25 protein-coding genes, 1 tRNA gene and 1 pseudogene are annotated in these 26,850 nt (G+C 39.0%); 5 read left to right on the top strand and 22 right to left on the bottom strand.

The window, feature by feature from the left end:
* Positions 1-20: 20 nt before the first annotated feature.
* From O3793_RS00135 to O3793_RS00125, 3 genes are all read right to left on the bottom strand, one after another.
* Positions 21-593, bottom strand: coding sequence for an SAG1386/EF1546 family surface-associated protein (locus O3793_RS00135; RefSeq protein WP_175814710.1), 573 nt, complete (start codon positions 591-593; stop codon positions 21-23).
* A gap of 135 nt (positions 594-728) precedes the next feature.
* A complete protein-coding gene (locus O3793_RS00130; protein ID WP_175814708.1) occupies positions 729-2,102 on the bottom strand; it encodes a RecQ family ATP-dependent DNA helicase in 1,374 nt (457 codons plus the stop codon).
* A gap of 1 nt (position 2,103) precedes the next feature.
* The gene (locus O3793_RS00125; protein ID WP_175814706.1) at positions 2,104-3,171 is read right to left on the bottom strand and encodes a helix-turn-helix domain-containing protein; all 1,068 of its coding nucleotides are present in this window, start codon (positions 3,169-3,171) and stop codon (positions 2,104-2,106) included.
* Between O3793_RS00125 and O3793_RS00120 the strand changes: the two genes are divergently transcribed.
* Positions 3,170-3,424, top strand: coding sequence for a ferredoxin (locus O3793_RS00120; RefSeq protein WP_371444676.1), 255 nt, complete (start codon positions 3,170-3,172; stop codon positions 3,422-3,424). The two genes, O3793_RS00125 and O3793_RS00120, sit on opposite strands and share 2 nt — an antisense overlap.
* 64 nt (positions 3,425-3,488) lie before the next feature.
* On the opposite strand, the gene O3793_RS00115 is transcribed toward O3793_RS00120, so the two are convergent.
* The 12 genes and pseudogenes from O3793_RS00115 to O3793_RS00060 all read right to left on the bottom strand — a co-directional run bounded on the left by O3793_RS00115 (position 3,489) and on the right by O3793_RS00060 (position 16,275).
* Positions 3,489-4,217, bottom strand: a complete 729-nt coding sequence (locus tag O3793_RS00115; protein WP_371444674.1) for a pseudouridine synthase — start codon at positions 4,215-4,217, stop codon at positions 3,489-3,491.
* A gap of 8 nt (positions 4,218-4,225) precedes the next feature.
* On the bottom strand, positions 4,226-4,846 hold the full coding sequence (scpB, locus tag O3793_RS00110) for an SMC-Scp complex subunit ScpB (RefSeq protein WP_371444672.1): 621 nt from the start codon (positions 4,844-4,846) through the stop codon (positions 4,226-4,228).
* Positions 4,839-5,600 carry a ScpA family protein gene (locus O3793_RS00105; protein WP_005605721.1) on the bottom strand — a complete coding sequence of 254 codons (762 nt, stop codon included), beginning with the start codon at positions 5,598-5,600 and terminating at the stop codon, positions 4,839-4,841. Before O3793_RS00105 ends, scpB begins: the two co-directional genes overlap by 8 nt.
* On the bottom strand, positions 5,588-5,971 hold the full coding sequence (locus tag O3793_RS00100) for a reductase (protein WP_371444669.1): 384 nt from the start codon (positions 5,969-5,971) through the stop codon (positions 5,588-5,590). The genes O3793_RS00105 and O3793_RS00100 overlap by 13 nt, the downstream gene beginning before the upstream one ends.
* A 20-nt stretch (positions 5,972-5,991) precedes the next feature.
* Positions 5,992-6,807 carry a purine-nucleoside phosphorylase gene (locus O3793_RS00095; protein WP_371444668.1) on the bottom strand — a complete coding sequence of 272 codons (816 nt, stop codon included), beginning with the start codon at positions 6,805-6,807 and terminating at the stop codon, positions 5,992-5,994.
* Between the two features lie 19 nt (positions 6,808-6,826).
* The gene (gene deoB, locus O3793_RS00090; RefSeq protein WP_371444666.1) at positions 6,827-7,996 is read right to left on the bottom strand and encodes a phosphopentomutase; all 1,170 of its coding nucleotides are present in this window, start codon (positions 7,994-7,996) and stop codon (positions 6,827-6,829) included.
* A gap of 23 nt (positions 7,997-8,019) precedes the next feature.
* A complete protein-coding gene (gene xerD / locus O3793_RS00085) occupies positions 8,020-8,904 on the bottom strand; it encodes a site-specific tyrosine recombinase XerD (protein ID WP_371444664.1) in 885 nt (294 codons plus the stop codon).
* A 3-nt stretch (positions 8,905-8,907) separates the two neighbouring features.
* Positions 8,908-9,357 carry a Fur family transcriptional regulator gene (locus O3793_RS00080; protein WP_208451441.1) on the bottom strand — a complete coding sequence of 150 codons (450 nt, stop codon included), beginning with the start codon at positions 9,355-9,357 and terminating at the stop codon, positions 8,908-8,910.
* An 18-nt stretch (positions 9,358-9,375) separates the two neighbouring features.
* On the bottom strand, positions 9,376-10,239 hold the full coding sequence (locus O3793_RS00075; RefSeq protein WP_175814698.1) for a S1-like domain-containing RNA-binding protein: 864 nt from the start codon (positions 10,237-10,239) through the stop codon (positions 9,376-9,378).
* Between the two features lie 181 nt (positions 10,240-10,420).
* Positions 10,421-11,836: pseudogene (pyk, locus tag O3793_RS00070) on the bottom strand (pyruvate kinase); the annotation flags it as partial.
* 21 nt (positions 11,837-11,857) lie between these two features.
* Positions 11,858-12,823 (bottom strand): 6-phosphofructokinase, encoded by a 966-nt coding sequence (gene pfkA, locus O3793_RS00065; protein WP_371444661.1) that lies wholly within the window; start codon positions 12,821-12,823, stop codon positions 11,858-11,860.
* A gap of 98 nt (positions 12,824-12,921) precedes the next feature.
* Positions 12,922-16,275, bottom strand: coding sequence for a DNA polymerase III subunit alpha (locus tag O3793_RS00060; protein WP_371444660.1), 3,354 nt, complete (start codon positions 16,273-16,275; stop codon positions 12,922-12,924).
* 139 nt (positions 16,276-16,414) lie between these two features.
* On the opposite strand from O3793_RS00060, the gene O3793_RS00055 reads away from it, so the two are divergent.
* Positions 16,415-16,597 (top strand): YjzD family protein, encoded by a 183-nt coding sequence (locus O3793_RS00055; protein WP_175814690.1) that lies wholly within the window; start codon positions 16,415-16,417, stop codon positions 16,595-16,597.
* A gap of 302 nt (positions 16,598-16,899) precedes the next feature.
* Here O3793_RS00055 and queA read toward each other — a convergent pair whose 3' ends face one another.
* From queA to pta, 6 genes are all read right to left on the bottom strand, one after another.
* On the bottom strand, positions 16,900-17,937 hold the full coding sequence (queA, locus tag O3793_RS00050) for a tRNA preQ1(34) S-adenosylmethionine ribosyltransferase-isomerase QueA (RefSeq protein ID WP_371444658.1): 1,038 nt from the start codon (positions 17,935-17,937) through the stop codon (positions 16,900-16,902).
* Between the two features lie 14 nt (positions 17,938-17,951).
* The gene (gene ruvB, locus O3793_RS00045; protein ID WP_371444656.1) at positions 17,952-18,959 is read right to left on the bottom strand and encodes a Holliday junction branch migration DNA helicase RuvB; all 1,008 of its coding nucleotides are present in this window, start codon (positions 18,957-18,959) and stop codon (positions 17,952-17,954) included.
* A 12-nt stretch (positions 18,960-18,971) separates the two neighbouring features.
* The gene (gene ruvA, locus O3793_RS00040) at positions 18,972-19,559 is read right to left on the bottom strand and encodes a Holliday junction branch migration protein RuvA (RefSeq protein WP_371444654.1); all 588 of its coding nucleotides are present in this window, start codon (positions 19,557-19,559) and stop codon (positions 18,972-18,974) included.
* A 151-nt stretch (positions 19,560-19,710) separates the two neighbouring features.
* A protein-coding gene (locus tag O3793_RS00035) for an IS3 family transposase (protein ID WP_175814681.1) occupies positions 19,711-20,852 on the bottom strand; the annotation gives its coding sequence in 2 pieces (ribosomal slippage) (positions 19,711-20,567 and positions 20,567-20,852; 1,143 coding nt in all).
* 131 nt (positions 20,853-20,983) lie between these two features.
* The gene (locus O3793_RS00030) at positions 20,984-21,523 is read right to left on the bottom strand and encodes an NADPH-dependent FMN reductase (RefSeq protein WP_175814680.1); all 540 of its coding nucleotides are present in this window, start codon (positions 21,521-21,523) and stop codon (positions 20,984-20,986) included.
* A gap of 863 nt (positions 21,524-22,386) precedes the next feature.
* Entirely contained in the window at positions 22,387-23,376 is a 990-nt protein-coding gene (gene pta, locus O3793_RS00025) for a phosphate acetyltransferase (protein WP_371444652.1), read from the bottom strand.
* A gap of 209 nt (positions 23,377-23,585) precedes the next feature.
* On the opposite strand from pta, the gene O3793_RS00020 reads away from it, so the two are divergent.
* The 3 genes from O3793_RS00020 to O3793_RS00010 all read left to right on the top strand — a co-directional run bounded on the left by O3793_RS00020 (position 23,586) and on the right by O3793_RS00010 (position 25,479).
* Entirely contained in the window at positions 23,586-24,356 is a 771-nt protein-coding gene (locus tag O3793_RS00020; RefSeq protein WP_049554443.1) for a threonine/serine exporter ThrE family protein, read from the top strand.
* Complete coding sequence (locus tag O3793_RS00015) at positions 24,353-24,796, top strand: threonine/serine exporter family protein (RefSeq protein WP_005605748.1); 444 nt, start codon at positions 24,353-24,355, stop codon at positions 24,794-24,796. The genes O3793_RS00020 and O3793_RS00015 overlap by 4 nt, the downstream gene beginning before the upstream one ends.
* A gap of 609 nt (positions 24,797-25,405) precedes the next feature.
* Positions 25,406-25,479: transfer RNA gene (locus tag O3793_RS00010), tRNA-Arg, on the top strand.
* 43 nt (positions 25,480-25,522) lie between these two features.
* Here O3793_RS00010 and O3793_RS00005 read toward each other — a convergent pair.
* Entirely contained in the window at positions 25,523-26,230 is a 708-nt protein-coding gene (locus O3793_RS00005) for an alpha/beta hydrolase (protein WP_371444651.1), read from the bottom strand.
* Positions 26,231-26,850 lie beyond the last annotated feature (620 nt).

The following is a 26,850-nucleotide window of genomic DNA, read 5'->3' as shown; positions in this document are numbered from 1 at the left end:
TCCGCTAATATAGTTCTGTATTATTGTGCAACTTTTAATGTTGTTCCTGGAGCAATGTTATCTCCTGTAAGACCATTAATTTGTTTTAATGTCGCAACGTCCATACCATGGTTTACTGCGATACGGTATAAAGTATCTCCAGCTTTAACTGTATATGTTCCATAGTTACCATTTTGTTGCGCTTGAGTTGTTGGTGTTTGTTGAGTTGTTTGAGCTTGACGAGGAGCTGTTGTTGTAGCTTCGTTAGCTGTAGTAGTAGCTTCTTGTTTTGTTGTAGCTGCTGTTGTTTCTGGAGTTGCTGTTGTAGTTTCAACAGTCTTCGTTAACATTACATCATCAGCTGTTCTTGGTTTTACTTGATTACTATTATTGCTAATTGAGAACCACATCATAAATAAAACTGGTGCAACAATTACAATAAGGAACACAAATAATAACACATTTGATAATGGTGCTACTGCTTTCCCACCTGAGTTTCTAGCACTACGAGAGAATTGACGATTCTTTAAATTCTCATCTTCTCCAAATTTTCTTTCCCATGGTTGTTCTTCTGTTTGATTTAAATCTTCATTATTATTAAAGTTATCGCTCATTCAAAAATCCTCCTAATTTGACCCAATGCTATCCTCAGTCAATTCACTACACAATATAGCATATTCTTACACTCAGGGCAAACTTTTACTTTATTACTATTGTAGCATAATTTCTCAAAAAATCACTCTATTTAATCATAGATTAAATAATTTCTTAAAGCTTTCTTCGAAGGTGTTTTTGCCATTTTCTTCTTCATTCCAATTTTCTGTTACATCCAGTAAAAATAAATCAAGATGCCTGCAACTACTACACTTCCCACACGGCTCTTTACGATTTTCTCCGAAGAACTGTGCTAAGTACTGTTCTTTACACTGATTCGTAGTCGCAAACTCTTCAATCTGCCCCACTTGCTTTAATTTACGTGTTCGTTGCATCTTGATAAATTCATTCTTTTGTTCATTATTCCAACGAAATGCGTTCGCAATCTCTTTGATATTTTGATGCAGTTCCGTTTCTTCCTCGTCACCTGCTTCATACGACCGTTCAATTTTACGTCCCATTTCGGAAAAATCGTCTGGATGAACAAAGGCGATACAACGACTAAACTGCAGGTCTCTACCCGCACGACCGATTTGTTGCACATAATCTTCAAGCGTTTGAGGTAGTTGGTAATGAATAATTGTTCGAATATTCGACTGATTAATCCCCATTCCAAAAGCACTTGTCGCTAATAAAATGTTGAGTTCTCCTCTAAAGAACTTCTGCTGGATGGTTTGTCGATCACTACTATGTCTCTTGGAATGGAAGGTATCGATTTTTGTAAATCCTTCCTCTTGGAGCGATTCTTTTAACCCTTCAATCTCTTTAATCGTTGAGGCATACACGATACAAGGATATTCCACACGCTTCAACAATTCAGAAAGCATCTTACTGCGAAGTCCTTCAACCGAAATAACATCAATTTCACGATTCTTCAAGAAGGCATGTCCTTGGAAATAAGTCGTATCTTCTTTGTTTAATCCTAAGAAGGTATAAATATCATGAATGACTTGTGTCGTCGCTGTTGCCGTTAACGCTAACGTTCTTGGACTTCCCAAACTCTTTCTCATCTTACCAATAAATAGGTAATCGCTTCTAAAGTCATACCCCCACTGTGAAATACAATGCGCCTCATCGACGACGAGTAAACCAATTTCCAGTTTTGATAATTGCTTAAAGAATCTAGGCGCTTGTAGCATCTCTGGAGAAACGAAAATAAATTGAAACTCATTTAACGTACTTAAAATATAATTCTTCTCAGACTCTGACATAAGAGACGTGATGGCCACCGCTCTATGAATTCCTAGCTGTTTTAAACTAGCAACTTGATCGACCATTAATGCAATCAGCGGAGACACAATCACGACTCTGCACTTTTCTTTGACGCCAATATATTGATAAATAAACGATTTCCCATTTCCTGTTGGTAAAATCGCAATCGCATCATGCCCTTCCTCAAGAGCGGTAATGACTTCCTGTTGTCCTTCTCGGAATTCATCATATCCGAATCGATTCAATATTGGATCCATGTCATTCACGCTCCTTTAAGGCCTTGATTTGATAGTATCTGAATAAGAAGAAATCTAGTTTTTTCCCTTCTGCTTCAAACTGGTCTTTAGCCTCTTTATATTTTGGATACTGCTCGTTTTCGAAAAGTTCTTTGTACGCCACGGCAGCCTTCGTTTCCTCTACACGTTTATAAAACGCATCTTTTGTAAGTAATAAATGCTTTAAGAGATGATCGTTAATCGTGCTTTCTTTGAGTTTACGTAGACGTGCAATCTCCGTTCGTTTTAATCCTTTTTCAAATAGACGAACGGTTTCTTGAACGGAACTCGTTTCATGAGAAATCCATTCAAACATTTTAGAAAACCATCCATAAGTGATTGGAGAATTTTCAGGCTCCTCAAAGACATCACTCACCCATTTCATAAAGACTAATCTTGAAAGAGGTTCACAGTCTTCAACCGTGGTAAACTCCCATAACGAAACGAGCTCATCTTCTAGAGCTGCTGTCGACTTAGCGCCATTAAAAAGCCCTACCCAATGTCCTTTCACAGATTCATCCTGTTTATCAGCCCATGCCTGGAATTCATTCACAACACTAGTAAACCAAGCTGGAGTAATCGTCTCTTTTTCTTCTTTATACCATCGTTTGAACAATTGCTGTAACCATGCATTTTGAATCAGAGGACGATAGCTTGTTTCTTCATAGCGGTGATAACTAATCCATTCAATCCAAAGTCTTGTCACATCCCGTAATTGCACAAACGAATATGGATGCATCAAGTAATTGACAGGATGACTTCCGTTTGTCACAAGCGAAAATTCTGGAATCTCTTTAAGGAGTACTAATCCTGATTCATTTTCGCTAACCATTCCTTCACGGAAGAATCCATCTACTAACTGATGAAAGTACTCTTCTTTTAAATGAGGTAAACTCGCAAAAAACACTTCAGTTTTATCTTCTGTCACGCCAATTAAAGTCGACATGGTACGATTTCCCGTTAAAATACGATATAATCGATTTAACGGAACCACACCATACGACTTGATTGCATGTAATATCCAAATTTGATAAAAGGAGTACTGACTCATGGATAAAAAATCCTCTCTTTCAAAAATTTATACAAAAGTTGATTGCGAGTCTTGCATCGCATGTGGCATCTGCCAACTACGTGCTCCTGAAATCTTCGAGTACGATGCTGAAGGGATTGCCTTTGTAAAACAAGACAACAATACCGGAACAGTTCCACTACCAGAAGATACGCTAGAAAAGTTTAAAGATGCTTATACAGCCTGTCCAACAGGTGCCATTAAACGAAAAAATAGTCCCTTTACTGAAGAATAAATAAACAAAACGGACTCAACTAATATGAGTCCGTTTTTCCTTTTACATTACTCCCTAATGGTCTCTATTTTTCTTCGTCTAACGCGAGTTTTCTCAGTTTCTGTACTTCAAATGAGCGCAATTCACGATAATCTCCAGGGCGTAAGTTTTCCAACGTTAAAAATCCGAACTCTTCACGTTTTAATTTCATAACAGGTAACTCTACAGCCTCAAACATACGCTTCACTTGATGGTTCCATCCTTCGTGAATCGTTAAAGCGACAATTCCTGTTCCTTTATCGGTATCCACTGATAAAATTTGAGCTCTAGCATTTGACGTTTTCTTGCCATCTAAGACAATTCCACGTTCCAATTGACGCATTTGTCTTGGCGTTGGAATTCCTTTAACTTTGGCGATATATTTCTTCTCTACGTGATGCTTTGGATGCGTCATTAAGTTTGAAAACTCACCGTCATTCGTTAATAAAAGAAGTCCTGTCGTATCGTAGTCCAAACGTCCCACTGGATACACGCGTTGTTCCACATCTTTAAAATAGTCCGTCACAACGGTTCTTCCTTTATCGTCACTGGCACTTGAAAGCACGCCTTTTGGTTTATAAAACATGAAGTACACAGGTTCTTCTTTGTAAATCGGAATACTGTCTACCTCAATTTTATCATTGGCACCTACTTTAAAGCCGAGTTCTCTTACGACTTCACCATTGACCTTCACACGGCCTTCTTGAATAAATGCCTCACATTTTCTGCGGGATGCCACACCAGCGTGCGCCATTACTTTTTGTAATCTTTCCACAAAAAAACCTACTCTTTCTCTTCTTCTACTTCATGATGTTCTTTAGAGCGCATTTCAAGCTCTTCAAATAAATCATGATTATCTCTAAATAATTGGTTTGCTTCTTCCGAATCTAAATCGAATAAATCTGAGGCATCTGGCAATGCATCCAGCGATTCTAATCCAAAGTAATCCATGAAGTAAGCTGTTGTCTTATACAGTTTCGGACGACCAGGCGTTTCTAGTCTTCCAGCCTCTTCGATTAAATCACGTAGTAATAATTTTTGAATCGAACCACTACTTTGAACGCCACGAATCGACTCAATATCCACACGTGTGACAGGTTGCTTATACGCAATAATCGCTAACGTTTCTAGGGACGCTTGAGACAATTGGGAAGAATATGGAGAAACTGCATATTTTTCGATATAGGATTTTAAACTTGCTTTTGTCACGAGTTTATAATGAGAAGCCGTCAAAAGAAGCTCTAATCCACTATTTTCATCCTCTAAGCGTTTCTTTAATTCATCTAGTAATTGACGAACTGCACTTCTTTCAAGTTCTAAAATATAGCTTGCTTCTTCTAATGAAATTCCATCATCTCCAGCAACAAATAGTAAGCCTTCTAGTACTGAAATATAATTAGTCACTCTCTTTCTCCTTTTCTTGTCTTTTCTCAATCAAAATATCCTCGTATGGAGAACTTTGAATAAAACGGACACGATGTTCCCGAACGAGCTGTAACATCGCTAAGAATGTCGTTGTAATCGCATGCCTGTTGAACGCTGGGAAACATTCCTCAAACGGAACTTGTTTCTTATCTGTATGTTCAATTTTTGAAATAATCGAATCCATTAATTCTTCAACCGTATGCGTTTCATGTTGAATATTAGCCTTAAGCGGCATTTTCGCAATATTCTTACGCGCTAATTTCTTTAACGCATTCCATAAATCTTGAGTCGTCACTTCTCCTTCTTTTAAAGGGATAATCTCTTGCATAGAAGACAAGTCACTCGCTTCTTTACCAAAGTGTAATCCCCTTAGGAAAGAAAGCTCCTCAAGCTTTTTGGCATTTTCTTTAATTTGTTGATATTCCAACAACTGTTGAACAAGCTGGTCACGAGGATCTTCCACGATTGGCTCCCCGTCTTCATCCAACTCTTCCAGTTTTGGTTTTGGAAGAAGCATTCTTGCCTTAATCTCTAATAATGTTGATGCCATTACTAAATATTCAGCTGCCACTTCCAACTCCAAAGTTTTCATGGAATGAATGAAGTTCAAATATTGCTTCGTTAATTCATTCATCGGAATATCGTAAATATCGATTTTCATCTCACGAATCAGATGCAAGAGGACGTCCATCGGTCCTTCATATTCAGCTACTTTAATCGTTAAATCTTCCATGGCCCCTCACTTACACGATGTTTATTCCATTTTGCGAGAATGACGCTTGTTTCAATCGTTCCGCTTAATACTTTATCTTCCATCTTTGTTAAATCTTCTAACATTTGGAATGTTTTATTTTCCCCACGAAACGAAGGTGAAATCGATAAGTATTTAATCACAATTGTGTCTGTTGTACTTTCTCCGCCAATCAATCCGATAAAATTATCGCTTTCTGACTCTTTCCAGAGCCAGCATTTGATGGATGGATTTGTCGCGATTTCTTCAATTTCCTCTTGCAATCGTTTAAAGTCCTTGAATTCTGGGATATACGAAAGCAATCCCATTGCAATCTTTTTATTCGTTGCTGAATAAGGTACTAACAAATTCATTCCTCCTCGAGGTTCGTCTCTTAATATAAAACAAGAACTTTACGAACCAATGATTTGAACACTTCTTTAACGCGTTGTGTTGTTTCTACCACTTCTTCGTGATTTAAGTTTGCTTGCATTCCTGCAGCTAAGTTTGTGATACATGAAATCCCAATCACTTTGATACCAGCGTGGTTTGCCACAATCACTTCAGGAACTGTTGACATCCCTACAGCGTCTCCACCAATTGCTTGCGTGAAGCGGATTTCTGCTGGTGTTTCATAAGTTGGTCCAGAGTATCCCATGTATACACCTTCTCTAATATTGATGTTTAATTCTTTCGCTGCTTTACGAACCACTTCTTGTCCGTATTCGTGGTACGCGTGGCTCATATCAGGGAAACGAGGTCCAAAGCGGTCGTCGTTTGCTCCGATTAATGGGTTTGTCCCAGTGTAGTTAATTTGATCTGTAATAATCATTAAGTCTCCTGGTTCAAATGTTGGGTTTGCTCCACCTGCAGAGTTTGTAACGATAATCGTTTCAACGTCTAATAGTTTCATTAAACGAATTGGGAACGTTACTGTTTCCATATCGTAACCTTCATAGTAGTGGAAACGTCCATCCATGATTAGAACATGTTTTTCTTCTAATTCACCATATACAAGACGGCCAGCATGACCGACTACTGTTGACACTGGGAAGTTTGGAATATCTTTATAGTCAAAGATTAATGGATTCTTTACTTCTCCAGCAAGTTCTCCAAGACCAGAGCCTAAAATCATTCCGAAATCAATATGACCAATGCCTTTTTCTTGTAAAAACGTTTTTGTTTCGACTAATTGTTCGTATTTGCTCATGTTGTGCCCTCTTTCTGTATTAGTTTAATTCTTTTAAGAAGCTTTTTCCGTTACCAGTTGATGGTACACCAAAGTTTTCACTGATGGTTTCTGCGATATCGCTGAAGTGTCCTTGTGGTAAGTGTGTTGGGTGTTTTAATGATTTGCTAATTGCTAACACTGGAATGTACTCACGAGTGTGGTCTGTCCCTTTAAATGTTGGGTCGTTTCCGTGGTCAGCAGTAATAATTAATAAATCATCTTCTTGCATATTTTCTACGATTTCTGGAATACGAGCATCAAACGCTTCTAATGCTTCGCCGTATCCTTTTGTATTACGACGGTGACCATAAACCGCATCGAAGTCTACTAAGTTTAAGAAACTCATACCAGTGAAGTCTTTCTTCAATACTTCTACTAGTTTATCTACGCCATCCATATTGTCTTTTGTACGAACGAATTCCGTAATTCCTTGTCCGTTGAAGATGTCGTTAATTTTACCGATTGCAATTACATCAAATCCATCTTTCTTCAAGAAGTCTAATGTTGTTTCACCAAATGGACTTAAGGCATAGTCATGACGGTTTGAAGTTCTTTGGAAGTTGCCTGGTTCCCCCACATAAGGACGAGCGATAATACGACCAATCATGTATGGATCGTCTTTTGTAATTTCACGAGCGTATTCGCAAATACGGTATAACTCTTCTAGCGGAATAATGTCTTCGTGAGCTGCAATTTGCATTACAGGATCAGCAGAAGTATAAACGATTAAATCGCCTGTTTCCATTTGGTGTTTACCGTAGTCATCAATAACCGCTGTACCACTGTATGGTAAGTTACATACGATACCTCTTCCTGAGAACTCAGAAATACGGTCTAACAATTCTTGTGGGAAACCATCAGGGAATACACGGAAAGGAGTTTTAATATTTAATCCCATTAATTCCCAGTGACCTGTCATTGTATCTTTACCAACAGAAACTTCTTCCAATTTAGTATAGCTTCCTTCTGGATGTTCTACTGGTGGAACTGTTTTTAAAGGAGCGATATTTCCTAAACCATAACGTTGCATATTTGGCACATTTAAGCCCACAGTTTCTGAAATATGACCTAAAGTATGTGAACCTGCATCATCAAATTTTGCAGCATCTGGTGCTTCTCCAATCCCTACAGAGTCCATTACAATGACATGTATTCTTTTAAATTTCATAGTTTCCATCTCCATTTTCTTTATTACGAACGAGGATGTGCTTGTTTGTAAATTTCCTTCATTCGTTCGTTTGTAATATGTGTATAAATTTGTGTCGTACTAATATCTGAATGTCCAAGCAATTCCTGAACAATTCGAAGGTCGGCACCCGCTTCTAATATATGGGTTGCAAAGGAATGGCGCAATGTATGCGGGCTCACTTCCTTTGTAATCATGGCCGTCTGAACGATTTTCTTTAAATTCTTCCAGAAACCTTGACGCGTAAACGGACCGCCTCTGTGATTCAAGAACAAGATATTCGATAACTTCTTCTCGTCTTCTAGAGCAGGCCTTGCATACTCTAAATAGTTTTGAATCCAGTTGGTTGCTTCTTGTCCGATTGGGATAATGCGTTGTTTATTCCCTTTCCCAATCGTTTGTAGGAATCCAAGTTCCAAATGCAAATCACTGAGTTCAATGCTAATCAGTTCGCTCACACGCATCCCAGTTGCATATAAGAGTTCGAGCATCGCCTTATCTCTTAAGCCTAGAACCGTTGAGGTATCTGGTACCTCCAACAATCGATTGACCTCATCGATACTGAGCGCTTTTGGCAACTGCTTCTTCGGTTTTGGCGGATGAATTTGTTGCGTCGGGTCTTTTTCTATCATGCGCTCTTGCACGAGAAACTGGAAGAACTTCTTCAAGCAGCTAATCATGCGGCTTGTTGAACTTACTGCATATTCATCTTTTTTCAATTTCTGAAGAAACAGTACCATCGTTGTATGATCCACATCTTGAAGACGTGTCACCTTTTGTTCTTCTAAAAACTGAGAAAACTTTTCCAAGTCCCGTTTATAACTTTGAACGGTATTATCGGATAGACCTTGAACGGTAATACTATCCAGGAAGTAGTGTATTTCTTTCATCTTCTACCCTTCCTTTTGCTGGCAATTTTTACAAATTCCATGGAAAGTCAGACGATGATCGAGCACTTGAAATTGGAATTGCTCTAATACTTTTTGTTCAACATCAACGAGCAAATCTTCTTCAACTTCTTGAATCTGTCCGCATTTCACACATAAGAGATGATGTGCAAAGTGACGATTAACGGTTTGTTTTAGATGATAACGACCAATGCCATCATCAAACAGATTTCTAGAAATGATTCCTAAGTCGGTTAAAATTTCTAATGTTCGATACACAGTAGCTAATCCAATATCCGGATACTTTTGCTTTACGAACATGTAGATTTCTTCGGCTGTCAGGAGTTCATTCAGATGTTCTAGAAGGATTTCAACTGTTGCCTGTCTTTGCAGGGTCAGTTTAAAACCTTCTTCTTGTAATTTCTTTTGAATCCCTTCAATAGAAATAGATGACAAGCGACTCGCCTCCACTCATTATTCTTCAATCAGATGGATAAATCCTTCTTCTTGTGTAATTCGTTTTGCTTTTAATAAATTACCAATGGCACGTTTGAATTGCCCTTTACTAATTCCAAAAATCTCTTTAATCGTTTTTGGATCTGTTTTATCCCAATAAGGAAGTGTATGCGTTGGACGATTTTTCAGCATCGCTACAATCATCTCTGCATCGTCTCCAATAGCTTCGTGAGCACGTGGACGCATTGATACATTCAGTACCCCATCAGGACGAAGACCAATCACACGAACGGTAATTTCTTCCCCAAGCGTTGGTTCATACAGTCGTTCTGAAGGATGCAAGAATAATTTATACCCTTCTGGTGTGAAAATCGTTGTCCCCACAAGTTTTACTTGTGTCACTGTTCCTGTTAAATCTTTATTCAATAATCCTTTATGACCACGAACAACTTTTTCATTTAATGCTTGACCGTCTCCCATCGTTGCCCATGTGCGGTCCTTTTTATCTTTAATTAACGTTACATATAAACGATTATTTTTCTTTGGCCATAACTCTTTCATACTTGGAAGTTCATCCAATGAAACTACCATATCTTTATCTTCTAAACCAATATCCACGAATACGCCTAAGTCTTTTCTGACTTGTGTTACGCTTGCCCATCCATAACTTTCATTTGTTACTTCAGGAATGCGGAGCGTAAAGACTTTTTTACGGGAAGAATTCTCATATAAGAATCCTGTCACTATATCACCAATCTTTAGTGATTCGGTAGCGTCGTCTTTTTTTAGACGGAATGTTTCTCCACTCTTTTGAACGAAAAAGTACTTTTCATTTTCATCCGTGATAATGGCTTGAACAACGGTCGATAATTCACTTGTCATAACAAACCTCCTTCTTCTACATTTGTCCTTTTATTTTAACACAAAATAGGGCTTTCAGTCATTTAACTCCTTGTATTTCTACCGATTTCTCTATATTTTATCAAATGGTTCCATATAACAAAAAAGCTTGAACAACTTTTTACGGTTTGTTCAAGCTTTTTATTATGATTTAAATGAATTATACGCGAGCAACTTTCATCATGTTTGTTGTTCCTTTAATTCCTAAAGGTACACCAGCAGTGATGATTACTAAATCGCCTTCTTGAGCATTGTGGTTTTCGCGAACGGCTTGCATACAGATTTCGAACATTTCATCTGTAGAATGTGCGCGTTCAACGATTACTGGTTTCACACCCCAGATTAACGCCAATGCACGTTGTTGACGTTCAGAAGAAGTCACACCTAAGATTGTTGCGTCAGGACGGAATTTAGAAATCATTTTTGGAGTATGTCCTGATTCAGTTGCAGCAACGATTGTTTTCACTTTTAAGTTTTTAGCTGTATGGGCTACTGAACGACCGATAGCTTCTGCTACATCAGTTTCATCGAATGCTTTTAATTTGAATTTGTCACGTACACGGATTTCTTGTTCTGTACGAACACAGATGTTAGCCATTGTACGAACAGCTTCAACTGGGTAATCCCCTGCTGCAGACTCACCAGATAACATAACTGCATCTGTACCATCGAAGATAGCGTTCGCTACGTCACCAACTTCCGCACGTGTAGGACGTGGGTTACGTTGCATTGAATCTAACATTTGAGTAGCAGTAATAACTGGTTTACCTAATGTGTTACATTTCTTGATTAACATTTTTTGAACGATTGGAACTTCTTCCGCAGCGATTTCAACACCCATGTCTCCACGAGCAACCATTAAACCATCAGATAACGCTAAGATTTCGTCAATGTTGTCGATACCTTCTTGGTTTTCGATTTTTGGAATAATTTGGATGTGAGTTGCGTTATGTTCTTTTAATAAATCGCGAATTTCTTGAACGTCTGAAGCACGACGAACGAAACTTGCTGCGATAAAGTCGATATCATTTTCAATACCGAAGATAATATCTGCACGGTCTTTTTCAGTGATACCAGGTAATTTTGTTTTAACGCCAGGAACGTTAATTCCTTTTTTGTTTTTAACAACACCACTGTTGTTTACTACGCAGACGATTTCGCCATTTGCGTGGTCTACTTTAGTAACTGCTAACCCTACTAAACCATCATCTACTAAGATAATTGATCCAGGTTTAACATCGTTGATTAATTCTGGGTAAGTAATAGAGAATTTTTCTTTTGTTCCTAAAACTTCAGTCATTGAAATACGAACAACATCACCAGTGTGGAATTCAATCGCACCATTTTCCATATTATGTGTACGGATTTCTGGTCCTTTTGTATCTAAAAGAATCGCGATAACGCGTCCTGTTTCTTTACGGATTTTTTTGATTGTATTGATACGTGCTAAATGTTCTTCATGGTCACCATGTGAGAAATTTAAACGTGCAACGTTCATCCCTGCTTCTGCTAATGCTGCTAATTTTTCTGGCGCTTCACTAGCAGGTCCAATAGTACATACGATTTTAGTTCTTTTCATTTTCTGTTGACTCCTTTAGTTTTAGAATGAAATTTCTTTATTTAGTTGATACAACTCTAAGTTAGGTAAATGTTTGCCGTTTGCTAATGTTTCAACGATATCGCTGTAGATAATTTCTTCAGCTTTAACGCCGACGCACACGCCACCGATATCTTCTTTTAATAAATCGATTGCTTTAGCACCCATACGGCTTGCAAGAACACGGTCACGAGCACTTGGAGCCCCACCACGTTGTACGTGTCCTAGTACTGTAACACGAGTGTGGAAATCACTATCGTATTCACGTAACTTCTTAGCAAGTTCGTCACCAGACATTACGCCTTCAGCAAGAATAATTAAAGTATGTTTCTTACCGTTCAAGCGGCCTTGTTTGATTTCTTTAGCGACAGTTTCTAAATCGAAACCTTGTTCTGGAATTAAGATTTGTTCTGCACCACTGGCAACCCCTGTCCAAAGTGCAATATCTCCAGCACGACGACCCATAACTTCAACGATAAACGTACGAACATGTGATGTCGCAGTATCACGAAGACGGTCTAGCGCTTCTAATACAGTATTGATGGCAGTATCAAAACCAATTGTATATTCCGTACCTGGAATATCATTATCGATTGTTCCTGGAACCCCAACTGTTGGGAAACCAAGTTTTGTTAAAGCAACGGCACCTTGATAGCTTCCGTCACCACCGATAACAACAAGCCCTTCAATTCCGAATTTCTTTAATTGTTCGATACCCTTTTCTTGTCCTTCGCGATTTGCGAATTCAGGATAACGTGCAGAATACAAGAATGTACCCCCACGACCAATCATATCGCTCACGTCTGATGGATTTAATTTACGAATATCACCAGCTACTAAACCGGCATATCCATAGTTAATCCCGTAGACTTCAAAACCTTCATAAATACCTTTACGTACAATCGCACGTACAGCGGCATTCATTCCTGGAGCATCTCCTCCACTTGTTAAAACAGCAATGCGTTTCACAAAGATTCACCTCTTAGATTTATTTTTACTGGAACTAGCCCATTTGTTCTTATTTTATCACTTTTTTTTACAAATGTCTTTCATTTTCATAAACTTTTTCATTTTACAATTTTTATACATTCTTTATCTAAAATGTCGACAAGACTCGGGATTAGTTTCGACTCAAGGTTCACACCGTTTGCAAAAGAATTCTTTACGAGTGTTTTACTATTCACGAGGAATATTTCAACAGGTGTCACCCCTTTATATTTAGTCACCAACTGCTTAATCTCAGCATACACTTCAGGAGTATGTTTGTCCGGACGAATCGCGATTTGCAATCTTTTGGCTGAATCTTCAAGTAGCTTATCGGCAAAACTCATTGGATACATGCGGTTTAACTGCAGTTGCCATTGACCTTTTTGTCCTCTCTTCACACGGCCTTCCGCTAGAATCATCGTGTTTTGTTGAAGGTGTTGAAAGACTTCTGCAAGCGTGGACGGAAAGACGACAACATCCATCATTCCAGACGCATCTTGAAGTGTGACATACGCCATCTGCTCGCCTTTACGAGTAGAGATTTTACGAATGTCCACAATCATGCCGATGAATCTCATATATCCTTCTTCAAAGACGGTTTGAATCGGAGTAATCCATCCACTCTTCACAAGAGAGTCGTATTTAGAGGATGGATGCGGAGAAACTGAAAATCCAAGCACTTCGATTTCTTCTTCAATTCGTTTTAGGAGTGGTTCTTCCTCCACATGTGTGAACGCCACTTCTAAGTCATCTTCCAGCGATAAATTCAATCCATGGAACTTCACGCTTTTGACAACAGCGTCGACGTTAGCCTTCAGCGTTGCTCTTGTTTCACCAAATTCATCAAAGGCTCCAGCATTAATCAATGCCATTAAAAGGGGTTCTTTCGTATATTGAGCTCCCATACGGTAAGCAAAATCTTGGAAACCTTTGAACGAACCATACTCATAACGGTTCTTCACGATACTTTCTACAAAGTCTCGTCGAATTCCTTTGATGTTATTGAGCCCAACAACGACTCCACTATCGTCTGACACAAAGTCTGCAAAACTACGATTGATACTTGGCGCGAGAATCTTAATTCCTAATTGACGCGCTTCAACAAGATAATCTTGTAACTTCGCTGATTTCGCACTAGCGTTTTGGAACAATGCCGTAAAGAATGCCGTTGGATAATTTGCCTTTAAGTACGCTAATTGATAAGACAACATCGCATAAGCCACCGCGTGAGATTTGTTAAATCCATAGTTGGCAAACTTTTCAATATAATCATATACCGTCTCGGCATCTTCTTGTTTATACCCTTTTGTAAGTGCTCCTTGAACAAACTTCTCTTTTTGCGCAGCAATCGCATCACTATTCTTCTTCCCGATGGCACGCCGTAAAATATCCGCTTCCCCAAGTGAGAATCCAGCCATTTCACTAGCCGCCTGCATAACTTGTTCTTGGTAAACCAAGATACCGTATGTTGGTTCAAGAATCTTTTGAAGAGATGCATGAGGATACTGAACAATTTCCGTTCCTTTTTTACGATTGATAAAGTGTGAAATTTGCTCCATTGGGCCTGGACGATAAAGTGCAAGAACTGCTACTAAATCTTCAAAGACTGTTGGTTTCATGTCTTTCAACACACGACGAATCCCGTCTGACTCGAATTGGAAGATGCCATTCGTTTGTGCTTTTTGGAAGAGTTCAAATGTACGAGGATCGTCTAAAGGAATCTTCGTAATATCCAATGCCTTTTTCGTAACCTTTTGCGTTTGTTGAATCGCCTTATGCAGTAATGTCAGGTTACTCAACCCTAGCAAGTCCATTTTTAGAAGTCCGACTTTTTCAACAGCTTGCATCGCATACTGCGTAAGCATCCAATCGGATTCTTGTAGAGCAGTCGAATATCCTTTATCTCGTTTCATTAAAGGAACGTTCTTTGTTAGCACGTCTTGTGATAACACGACTCCGGCCGCATGGACAGATGAATGACGTGGAAGTCCTTCAAGAGATTTCGCCACTTGATAGAGCTTACGATTACGTTCACTACTTTCTACATGTTCTCTAAACGCCTTATTTTCTTTATAGGTCTGCTCTAGTGTTACTTTCCCCTGAGCGATATTGTTTGAAAACTTCTGAACCGTAATGATGTTTTCACCAAAGACTTTACATACATCGCGAATCACTTGTTTCGCCCCAAGCGTACCGAATGTCACAATCTGCGCTACATTCTGATTGCCGTATTTCGACACGATATAGGCTAAAATATCTTCGCGCTTATCATCCGGGAAATCCAAGTCAATATCGGGCATCGTATAACGCTCACGGTTTAAGAAACGCTCAAATAGCAAGTGATAACGAATCGGATCAACGCCTGTAATATGCAAGAGATACGCAACAAGAGATCCTGCCGCAGATCCACGACCAGCACCCGTTTGAATACCTTGTTCACGTGCATGACGCATAATATCCCAAACGATAAGGAAGTAATCATCAAATCCCATTTCATGAATAACAGCTAACTCTTCTTTGAGACGGTTCACATAAATAGGCGTCGTTACCCCAATTTCAAGCATCGCAGCTTCACATAATTCATAAAGAAACTGTGCACTCGTCTTCCCACCTGGTACTGGGAATTTAGGAAGCATGGTATCTCTTAGAGGAATTTCCACCACTAACTCTTTTGTAAAGTGTTCTAAGTTAGAAAGAAGGACTCCATCTGCTGCCGCTTGGAACACCTTCGTCATCGAAGTTGCTTCTGGCAAGGATTCGCTTCCTGTTGCATCTTCTTGTGTAAACGAGAGCGTTTCTCCTAGTCGAATCGCTTGTAATACTTTCCATGAGAAATAATCAGTAGTATTTAAATAACGAGCGACACTAAAAGCAACTGGCACTACTCCAGCATCTTCAATTCCTGCACGCATCTTGTCGAACTCACCGCGTTCAACCATTTCACGAGTAATCCCTACAGCAATTTCGACACCAGGAAATTCTTCCTTCACAGCACGAAGAACTGATTCGAGTTTACCCTTAGAATGCGCAGCAACCCACTCACTGTCCATTGGAGGAAGAACGATTTTCACATCCTCGCTATGAGTTGCTATCCACTCAGTCATCTCCTTTGTCCAAGTAAGCCCTTGTTGATAAAGGGTCGAAAGTTTCAGGAGGGATTCGTACCCCTTCGCACCTTTGGCATAGACGACAAGCATTTCTTTTCTAGAAGCATCACTCTTCCATGCAGCCTCGAATGTACACCCTAGAATCGGTTGGATTCCATTTTGAATACATAGCTCATAAAACTCCACTGCTCCGTGCAACACACCATCATCTGTTAAGGCCAATTGTTTATAACCTAATAATTTTCCAGTTTCTACATACTCATTTAAACGAATCGTACTCTTGAGTAATGAATAGCTACTGAATACTTGTAATGTTGTAAACGGCATAGGTCTCCTCCTCTCGTATTAGTCGTCTTATTATAGCATATCTTCCCCTTTCACGCTCCCATTTGGAAAGTTTTTTGGCCCATCTATTGTCAAAAGAATCTTGCTTGTACTATAATGGGAAATGAAAGAAGGGTTGTCCGTGAAATATATTGTTACCATCGTATGGGGATTGATACTTAGCCAAGTGACTTATTATTTAGGAAGTGCACTTTCTCAAACACCTTACAACGTGCAGAGCGCTGTAATCGTAGGAGTGCTCGTAACTGCAGCTATCTTTATCATCCAACACGTATTTATGAAATCAAAAGAAAACAGAAGTTAAGCTTTAAAACTTAACTTCTGTTTTTTTATTTTATAAGCACATACTAAAAACATTCCTCTTCTTTTAGCGATGTTCTGTATAAATAGCACAAAAGACCGCGGGCAAACGAAGAACCATAGGGATTCTATGGTAGAAGTAATAGCGATTAGTAACCGATGTGAATTACTGACTCTGGAAATTTATTTCCTAGAGTCAGTTTGAAGCTCGGTAGGATTGAGACAAAAGGCTCAATCCAATACAGCTATTATCTCTACCATGAAGATATCCCTATGGTTCGTAGTTAGACCGAAGGTCTTTTCCCTTTATTTATGCACAAACATTGCGTCGCCAAAACTAAAGAAGCGGTAACGTTCTTCGATAGCGTGCTGATACGCTTCTAGCGTGAATTCACGTCCAAGATAAGCACTGACAAGCATTACTAGCGTTGATTTTGGCAAGTGGAAATTCGTTACAAACGCATCAACCACACGGAATTCATACCCAGGAGAAATGAAAATATCCGTCCACCCACTCGCAGGCACCACATGCCCGTCGTTGTCTCTAGCAACCGTCTCTAGCGTACGAATCGAAGTCGTACCAACGGCAATGACACGTTTGCCAGCTTTCTTTGTCGCTTCGATCATATCCGCAGTTTCTTTTGACACATTATAATACTCTGAATGCATCTTGTGGTCTTCTAGTGAATCCACAGAAACAGGTCTAAACGTTCCAAGACCAACGTGCAATGTGACTGGCACAATATTGACACCCTTGTCACGGATTTGTTGCATTAACTCTTCTGTGAAGTGCAATCCAGCTGTTGGAGCTGCTGCAGATCCATTCTCTTTAGCATACACTGTTTGATAACGTTCTTTATCTTCTAAACGTTCTTTGATATATGGTGGCAATGGCATTTCACCAAGAGATTCCAACACTTCTAGGAATACTCCTTCGTATGAAAACTCGATGATACGTCCACCTTGGTCTAATTCTTCGACAACTGTTGCTTTAAGTCGACCGTCTCCAAACGAAACCACACTACCCACTTTCATACGTTTAGCAGGTTTCACAAGCGTTTCCCACTTGTCGCCTTCCGTATTTGTTAATAGGAGGACTTCAATATGAGCTCCTGTTTCTTCTTTCGTTCCATAAAGACGTGCTGGCAATACACGCGTGTTATTGACAACAAGTGTATCCCCTTCTTCCAATTCTTCTAAAAGGTCAGAAAAATGTTTATCTTCAATGGTATGTGTTGTTTTATTCACCACTAATAAACGTGAAGACGTACGGTCTTTCAATGGGGTTTGCGCGATTAATTCCTCGGGTAAATCGAAGTCAAAATCTTTTGTTGTATAGTTCATTTTTAGTTCCTTTCTTACGATAAAGGATATAAGCGCCCTAAGTGAGCATATCCTTCAGGCGTCACCACACGACCGCGTGATGTCCGTTTTAAAAATCCAATTTGCAATAAATACGGTTCATACATATCTTCAATAGTCTCAGCATCTTCTGAAATATTTGCCGCAATGGCACCTAGTCCAACTGGGCCACCATCGTATAAATCAATCATCGCCGTCAACAATTTACGGTCAATATGGTCTAGCCCTTTAGCGTCCACACGCAAGACCTTTAACGCTTGCTGCGTAATTTCTTTTGAAATCATGCCTTCTTCGTATACTTGAGAAAAATCACGTACACGTTTCAAGATACGATTGGCAATACGTGGTGTTCCACGCGAGCGAAGCGCAATCTCAAGAGCGGCCTCATCTTTAATTTCACTATCAAAGACATTCGCACTACGTTTTACAATCTCAGAAAGTGAAGCCTCATCGTAATACTCCATATGCTCCACAATGCCAAAACGGTCACGAAGCGGTGCAGAAAGAGCCCCTGCACGAGTCGTCGCCCCAATTAACGTGAACGGTGGTAATGGAAAATGTACTGGATGCGCAGTTGGCCCTTGACCCACTACGATATCAACGAAGAAATCTTCCATCGCAGAATACAACATCTCTTCCACGACACGTGGCAAGCGGTGAATCTCATCGATAAATAAAACATCTCCGGCTTCCAAGTCGTTTAAGAGAGCCACTAAGTCCCCTGGGCGTTCAATCGCAGGGCCACTCGTCGTCTTAATGCCAACTTCTAATTCGTTGGCAATCACCATCGCAAGTGTCGTTTTTCCAAGTCCTGGAGGTCCATATAGTAATACGTGATCCAAGGCTTCTGAACGACTACGCGCCGCTTGAATATAGATAGCAAGTTCTTCTTTTACTTTTTGTTGACCGATATACTGTTGTAACGTCTGTGGACGCAATGATAATTCGTCTTGTACTTCCCCTTCGTCAAGCGGGTTTTGGTCAATAAAACGTTCTTCCTCCACGATAATCCTCCATTATTTCATCAATAGTTTAAAGGCCACTTTTAATGCCTCTTGCGTCGTACTTGGAGCAGCAGCTTCCAGCGACTTCCAAATCTTTGTAATTTCTTTTGCAGAATACCCAAGACCAAGGAGTGCTTCTTTTGCTTCTTCAAGAGTTGCTTGGTTTGTTGAAACAACTGCTTTAGTCGTTTCTTCTGGGACAGCTTCAAACTTCCCTTTCAAGTCTAAAATAATTTGTTGTGCGGTTTTCTTTCCAACACCAGGGAATTTTGTTAAATAAGTGACATTCCCACTTTCTACAGCATTCACAAAACCTTCTGTATCGTCATTTGCTAAAATACTCATCGCACTCTTTGGACCGATACCAGAAACGCTAATTAAACGTTGGAATAATTCGCGTTCTTCGCTTGAAATAAATCCATATAAAGTAATGGAATCCTCACGAACGACTTGTTGTACTAACACTTTAATTTGCTTCTTCAGAGAATCTTGTAGGCGGTATGGGTTTGCAAAAACCACTTGATAGCCTACGCCATACACATCGACAACAATCGCTGTTGGTAAGATATGCGCTAACTCTCCATTTAAATATTCATACATGAATGATGCTCCTTTTTATGTCTATATCAGTACAATTCTAGCATAACAGGAAGGTCTAGGGCAAATGTCTGTTCGCATATTGTTCAAAAAAGCAGCCCCCATCTATGGGACTGACCCCAAAAAGTGAGAATTTAATAAAAACACCCTAGGGCTACCGTCTCCGGTATTCAACCGGAGACAGGTAGTCCAATTTTTGTTGGATTCTATTTTCATTATAATATTTGATGTAATTTTCTACAATTTGAATTACAATAGAAGATGAAGTTATTACTTCATCTTTTATGTAGAAAGCTTCGCACTTTAGGGAAGAATGGAAGCTTTCGATGGGCGCATTATCTGCGGGTGTCCCCTTACGGGACATACTGCGGATAATGTTTTTTTCTTTACATAAATTGTAGTATTCGGCGGAAGTATAAACGCTGCCTTGATCACTATGTAGTAGAACACCCTTAGGTAAGTCAATTTGATTTAAAGTATCCAATACAAACTTAGTATCTTGTTTAGAACCAATTGTATAAGCTAGTATTTCTCCGTTGTATAAATCCATAATCGACGACAAATATAATCGTTTAGGGCCGAAAGGTAAATATGTGATATCAGTAGTCAACTTTTGCATAGGTTTATCCGCTGAAAAATCTCTATTCAGAGTATTGCCAGTAATTGAGAAAGGTTTACCTATTTTGATAGCTTTTTTCGTTTTCACGGCACAATTCCAACCATTTTTCTGCATAATCCGCTGCACAACCTTATGGTTAACAATCTGATTTAATTCCTTCTGAATCAAATGCTTAATCTTTCTGTACCCGTAAATAAATTTGTTTTTCTTACAAATTTTACCAATAGTTTCCTCGATAACGGTTGGAGAAAAGTCTTTCTTTTTCCATCGGTAGTAAGTAGATATGGGTACATTAAGGCAAAAACAGATTAAATGAACTGTATATTTACCTTTCAATTCTTCTACTAATTTTACAACTGCTTGAGGCGACACTTCCTTTCCAATTCCTTGTATTTTTTTAATATTTCTAATTCAACTTCTTTTCTTCGTAATTCTAATTTTAATTGATCGATTTCAGAAAGTTTAGCCATTCCTTTTTCATAAGAATATTGTTTACCCACCTGTTGGTGGAAACGATGTGTTTCTCCATTTTTATACCATCTAAACCATGTTTCTACTTGCGTTTTGTTTTTAATGTTTAACTCCTGCATTACTTGTTTTGTACTATATCCCTGTAATTTCATTTCTACGGCTTTATTTTTAATATCGGCTGAATAAGCAACACGATTTTTAACCATAAAAAGACACCTCCATGCGTATTTGATAATATTGTACCAAATCCAACTTGGAGGTGTTTTTATTTAATTCTCATTTACGGGGGTCAGTGCCTATAGAGACTGCTTTTAAAAGTTACCTTTTTAGTTTTTAATTAGGCATTTAATAATGCTTCTGCTTGTTTTTCAAGTCCTGCTACTACTTCTTCGTCTAAAGTCACAACGCCTGTTCCCCAAGCTTCTGGGTTAATTTTAGCACCAGTGAATTCACCCACTACTTGCATACGAATGAATGGTAGTAATGCACTATAAGCTGCAAATAATGGTTCATGTCCTGCGTTTGCCATTGCTGATACCGTTACAACTTTATCTTGTAGAATTGAAGGCCCGTGTGTATCTGATAAGTCTAAGGCACGGCTCATCCAGTCTAATAAGTTTTTCACTGTTCCAGGAATTGCGAAGTTATACGCTGGTGAGAAGATCCAAACTGCATCAGCTTTACCAAATGCATCGCGAGCTGCTTGTACTTCAGGTAATACTGGAGTTTCTAAGTCTTGGTTCATTAATGGAAGGTTTGAGTAATCTAAGTAAGTAACAGTTGCTTTTCCCTCTAAAATACGTTCTGCTTTTTCTGCCATTTGGTGGTTGAAGCTACCTTTACGTAAGCTACCTACTACAAATAAAATGTTTTTCATATTCTTTTCCTCTTTTCGTGAATGGTTTGAGCAAGAAAGCGACGTCATCTCTCTTGGGATTGAAATTAGATTATCATCACTTAAACGTTAAAGCAATTTATCTGCTCAGAAAAAAATTTTTTGCTTAAAAAAAGGAAAAACTCTTATAAACGTTGGTATCATGGTGTTTTAAAATAAAAACGAAAAATATCATTATAATGTATACGTTATAATGATAAAAAATTTGAGACAAATAGAATTGCAAAAGTTTGGTTGACTTTCCCATCGCAGGCTCAAAACTTCGTACCGCGCAGTATCTTATTGATGTTCTTTTCATCACTCGTGATTCGATAACGTCTAATAAGGCTGTATAAATAGAAAAACGACTCACAAGTGAGTCGTTTTTGTGTAGTTGAACTCGAGCTCACAGGCCCGAAACTTCGCACTGTGAAGTTTTCCTTCCCAGAATATCCGCACGACTATGCTCTCACACCGCTCAGTAGCTTATTGATGTTCTCTTCATCACTCGTGATTCGAGAACATCTAATAAGGCTGTATAAATAGAAAAACGACTCACACTGTGAGTCGTTTTCGTGTAGTTGAGTTCGCCATCGCAGAAATCGCGAAGTCTCGCATCGCACAGTAGCTTATTGACGTTCTCTTCATCACTCGTGATTCGAGAACATCTAATAAGCTCTGTGGGGGAAAGACTACGAAGCAAAAATGACTCGCACTGCGAGTCATTTTTTGTCTTCTGTCTTTCTCTTGAAATCGGGCTCCAAAGTGCAAAAGCTCAAGCCTTTCTCACTTTGTCCGCACGACTAGTCTAGTCGTTTACGGCAAAGTTCGAACCGTCATCGCTTTTGAGCGCACTTTGTCGCACCTTAGTTTTCCATTAAAGCCTGATTAGCAGTAATGATTGCTAATTTGTAGACGTCTTCTTCGTTACATCCACGTGATAAGTCAGAGATTGGTTTGTTTAATCCTTGTAAGATTGGTCCGATTGCTTCGAAGTTACCGAAACGTTGTGCAATTTTGTATCCGATGTTTCCTGATTGGATTTCTGGGAATACGAATACTGTTGCTTGTCCAGCTACTGGTGAGTCTGGAGCTTTTTGTTTACCAACGCTTGGTACGAACGCAGCATCGAATTGTAATTCTCCATCGATGTTGTAGTTTGGAGCTAATTCTTGAGCGATTTTAGTTGCTTCAGCTACTTTTAATGCTTCTTCAGATTTAGCAGAACCTTTTGTTGAGAAACTTAACATTGCAACGTTTGGTTCGATACCGAATAATTCAGCTGTTTTAGCAGATTCAACTGCGATTTCAGCTAATTCTTGTGCGTTAGGGTTGATGTTGATTGCGCAGTCTGAGAATAAGTATTTCTTAGATTTGTCGCTGTTGATCATGATGAACGCACCACTTGTACGAGATACTCCTGGTTTTGTTTTGATGATTTGTAACGCTGGACGTACTGTGTCCCCTGTTGAGTGAACCGCACCAGATACTAATCCGTCTGCTAATCCCATGTATACCATCATTGTTCCGAAGTAAGTTACGTCACGTAATAATTTTTGAGCGTCTTCTTCAGATACTTTACCTTTACGACGTTCTACAAAGCTTGCTACCATTTCAGCATATTTATCGTCTGCATAAGTTTCTGGATCGATAATTTCTAAATGAGAAATGTTAAATCCACGAGCATCTGCTACTTCGTTAATGGCATCTACGTTTCCAAGTAAGATTGGTTTGCAAAGTCCATCTGCTAATAAACGAACCGCTGCACCAATAATTCTTGGTTCATCTCCTTCTGGAAATACGATTTTAACGTCTTTCCCTTTCACTTTAAGTGATAATTCTTCAAATAATTCCACGGATATCCCTCCAAAAATTTGTTATCTTAATAATACACTAAATACTTTTAAAAAAACAGTACAATGTTAAAACAATCATCAAAAAAACAACTGTACTAATCTGATTGCAATTTAAAAATAGTACAGTTTCATTTTATAAAAATTTCTACTTAGCAAAACACCGCTAGTATGCTATACTTAGAGAGTATTTTAGTAAGGAGGAAGGCTTTGTGCGATCATATGCAAAAAAATTAATGGATACCGCTATTCTGGCAGGTCAAATCATGCTCGAATGCAATGCGGAATCGTATCGCGTGGAAGAAACAATGAACTATATTCTCTCCACTTCAAACTTTGAAACTTGCGAAGCCTTCGCAATGGCGACTGGAATCTTTGCAACGCTCGATGATGACTGCATCGATTCTATTACAGAAATTCGCCGTGTTCCAAATCGCGACACGAACTTGAACCGAATTTATAAGGTCAACGCAATCTCTCGTCAATTAGTGACAAAAGAAATTGACCTCGATACAGCTTATCAACGATTACAAGATTTAAAAGAATCCGAATATCCACAGTGGTTAAAAGACTTAGGCCTTATTCTGATGTGTGGGTTCTACGCTGCTCTATTTGGAGCAACGCCAATTGAACTCGTCATTGCATCAGTAGCAGCGATTATCATGCCATTTGTTTATAAGTTAGATCCGAAATTAAAATTAGGGACATTCGTGTTGAACCTCATCTCGATTATTCCAGCGATTGTCATTATTATTTTGATTCAGAAACATTTCGTTCCGGATGCTCGAATCGGCATCTCCATTGTAGGATTAATCATGCCGGCCGTTCCTGGAACCGCCATTACAAATGCCATTCGCGATACATTACGCGGAGACTACAACTCAGGAGCAGCTCGGGCAATTGAAGCGTTTGTGACGGCTCTTTCCGTCGCGATTGCTGTTGCTTTAGGACTCGTGTTAGCAGGAGGTGCAAACCCCTTATGATTTATCAAGTGATTAGTGCTCTCATCGCTGTCTACTTCAGTTGTATTGTCTTTGAAGCTCCAAAACGTCTCCTCATTCATATTTCGATTATTGGAGGCATTGGTTGGTTTGTATATCTCTTCTTCTTGGACAGTTCTGGATTACAACTAGCTACTTACTATAGCGGCCTTACAATTGCGTTTTTATCGCACTTAGCAGCACGCTATTTTAAAGCTCCCGTAACGGTATTTTTTATCCCTGGATTTTTCCCACTCGTTCCTGGTGCAGGCATGTATCGTACCGTATATGCCTTCTTTGTAGGAGATGTTGAAAAAGGAAAATTCTTCTTCGGTCAAACAATGATTACTGCCGGGATGATTGCACTTGCTATCTTTACGGTCGATTCAATCTTCCGTCTGTACTCGCATTGGCAATCTTCACGCCGTCAGTCAGCAAACTAAATAAATGAACTTGAAACTGCCAAAGATTTTCTTTGGTGGTTTTTTTATGCTTACCGTTGGTTTGTTTTTGAAATGGTGTGTTTTGTTATAGTTGCTAAATTAGGGCACCGGTGCAAGCCTTGGTCTTGCACCTTTGAAGCTTCAAAGCTGGAGTAAGGAATACATTCCAAACTCCAGCTAATTCACATTCAATGCGATTCCCTAATATGGCTACTATAACCACACCCTTTCATCACAAACCAACTCATCAAGAAAGTCTTTGGATTCCGTCCCTTTGGGATATCTTCATGGTAGGGATAAGAGCTGTACCGGTTCGAGCCGAAGTCTCTCACCTACTGAGCCTCAATGAGTCTCTACGGAATAAATTCCTAGAGTCTCATATTCGTATCAGTTACCTCTCGCTCTTACTCCTACCATAGAATCCCAAGGCACTCCATCTTTTTTTCATAGAATCGGTTTTTTCTAAACCTTCTGAGTAGACCAAAAAATAGTCTATTTTTATTATTTAAATCTGCTGCTATGATGAAGATTGCTACTGCTCATTTATTTTAAGATTAAGTAACTTCGTATGGACAGATAGCGGGTTCTGTGGTTCAATAAATGTATCAGGGTGTCATAGCTCAGTTGGATAGAGCAAGCGTTTCCTAAACGCTAGGTCGGGGGTTCGAGACCCTTTGGCACCGCTAGAAAAAAATCCACTGGTTTAACCAGTGGATTTTTTGTTGATTATTTACAATTCTCTTCTACCCATTCAATAGCACGCCAGGCACGTCCTGAGATATCATTTCCATGATTTCCCTCTTCCAAAGTAAACTTGAAATCACCTGCTTGAAATTTCGGCTCATAAAAATCTTTTAATGCTATCGTATTACAAGTTTGGGCTGCTGTTAAATTCGTAGAGGTCGTTCCTTCTTGATCGCCCACACTCATGTACAATTTTGGATGAGAGGCTTTAAAGGGATGTGCTTTTAAATAGTCTAGAAAATCCGGATACCACAGCGACGAAGAACAACTGAGGGCAGTTCCGAATAAATCAGTGTTCACCGCTGCGTACAGACTGAATAATCCACCTAGCGAATAACCCCCGATAACTCTCTTTTCTGTGCTTGAAGTAAAACCATATTCACTCTCACAAAATGGAATAACTTGTGTTGCTAAAAACGAAAGATGTTCTGCAGCTTTTCCACCGAAATCCATCGGCAAGGCTTCAGTGGCTTGTAGTGGCCAAGGAGTATAATCATCTTTTCGATTATCAGAATTGATGAGTACAAAATTGAGTGCAGGTTGATGTTTACGAATCCAATGATTAAAAGGTTCTTCGAATTGATCTCCATCTAAAAAATAAATGGTCGTAGCATCTTTGACATTGGAACGATAAACATATAGCTTCACACCCTCAATTTCTTGTTGAATCCATACAGAATTTCTAGTCATGGCGATTTCCTTTCTACTGCTTATTCTCCACTATTTTAACAGTTTTCTGGGCAGTTGATAAGTCCAAATAAAGAGACGCTAGCGATACGCACTGACGTCTGATGTTATTACGTAATGAACAATCTTTTAAACAGTTTTTGGGCAATTCCATTAATTTAATTATTCATCGTTTTAGTTTTAGTTATCGACTAATGCTAGTCGTTTAAGTATTTTCCTTCTACTCCAAGAACGTCGCAATTTTTTCTTAAATCTGCTTTTGATATTACATTATTTTTGCTATCACGATTCAATTCTAATTCAATATGCGCGGCTTTATTAACAATTTCGACTAACCCGAAACACTTTTAGTAATCTTTACTAGTCGAAAACACTCCATTCTTAATCAAACTACAATACGATTTTTTTAAGTTCAAGAGTAGTATCGATACTAGTCAATTAAGAAAGATAAATACTTAAGTAATAACAAACTTCCAATTATACTTCAATTTTTGAAATGTAACATATTTGTTACTGTGATATGCTCCCTCTAAAGTAGACACTAAAAAAAGTAAACTACTTTAGAGGGGGTATTTTTTAGATTGGCTAAGAAACATACTGCAAAAGAATTAGAACGATTCATA

The organism is Granulicatella sp. 20925_1_28 (assembly GCF_041433575.1).
GTDB lineage: Bacteria > Bacillota > Bacilli > Lactobacillales > Aerococcaceae > Granulicatella.
The sequence above is the reverse complement of the archived record's forward strand: the minus strand, read 5'-3'. Positions and strand labels throughout refer to the sequence as shown.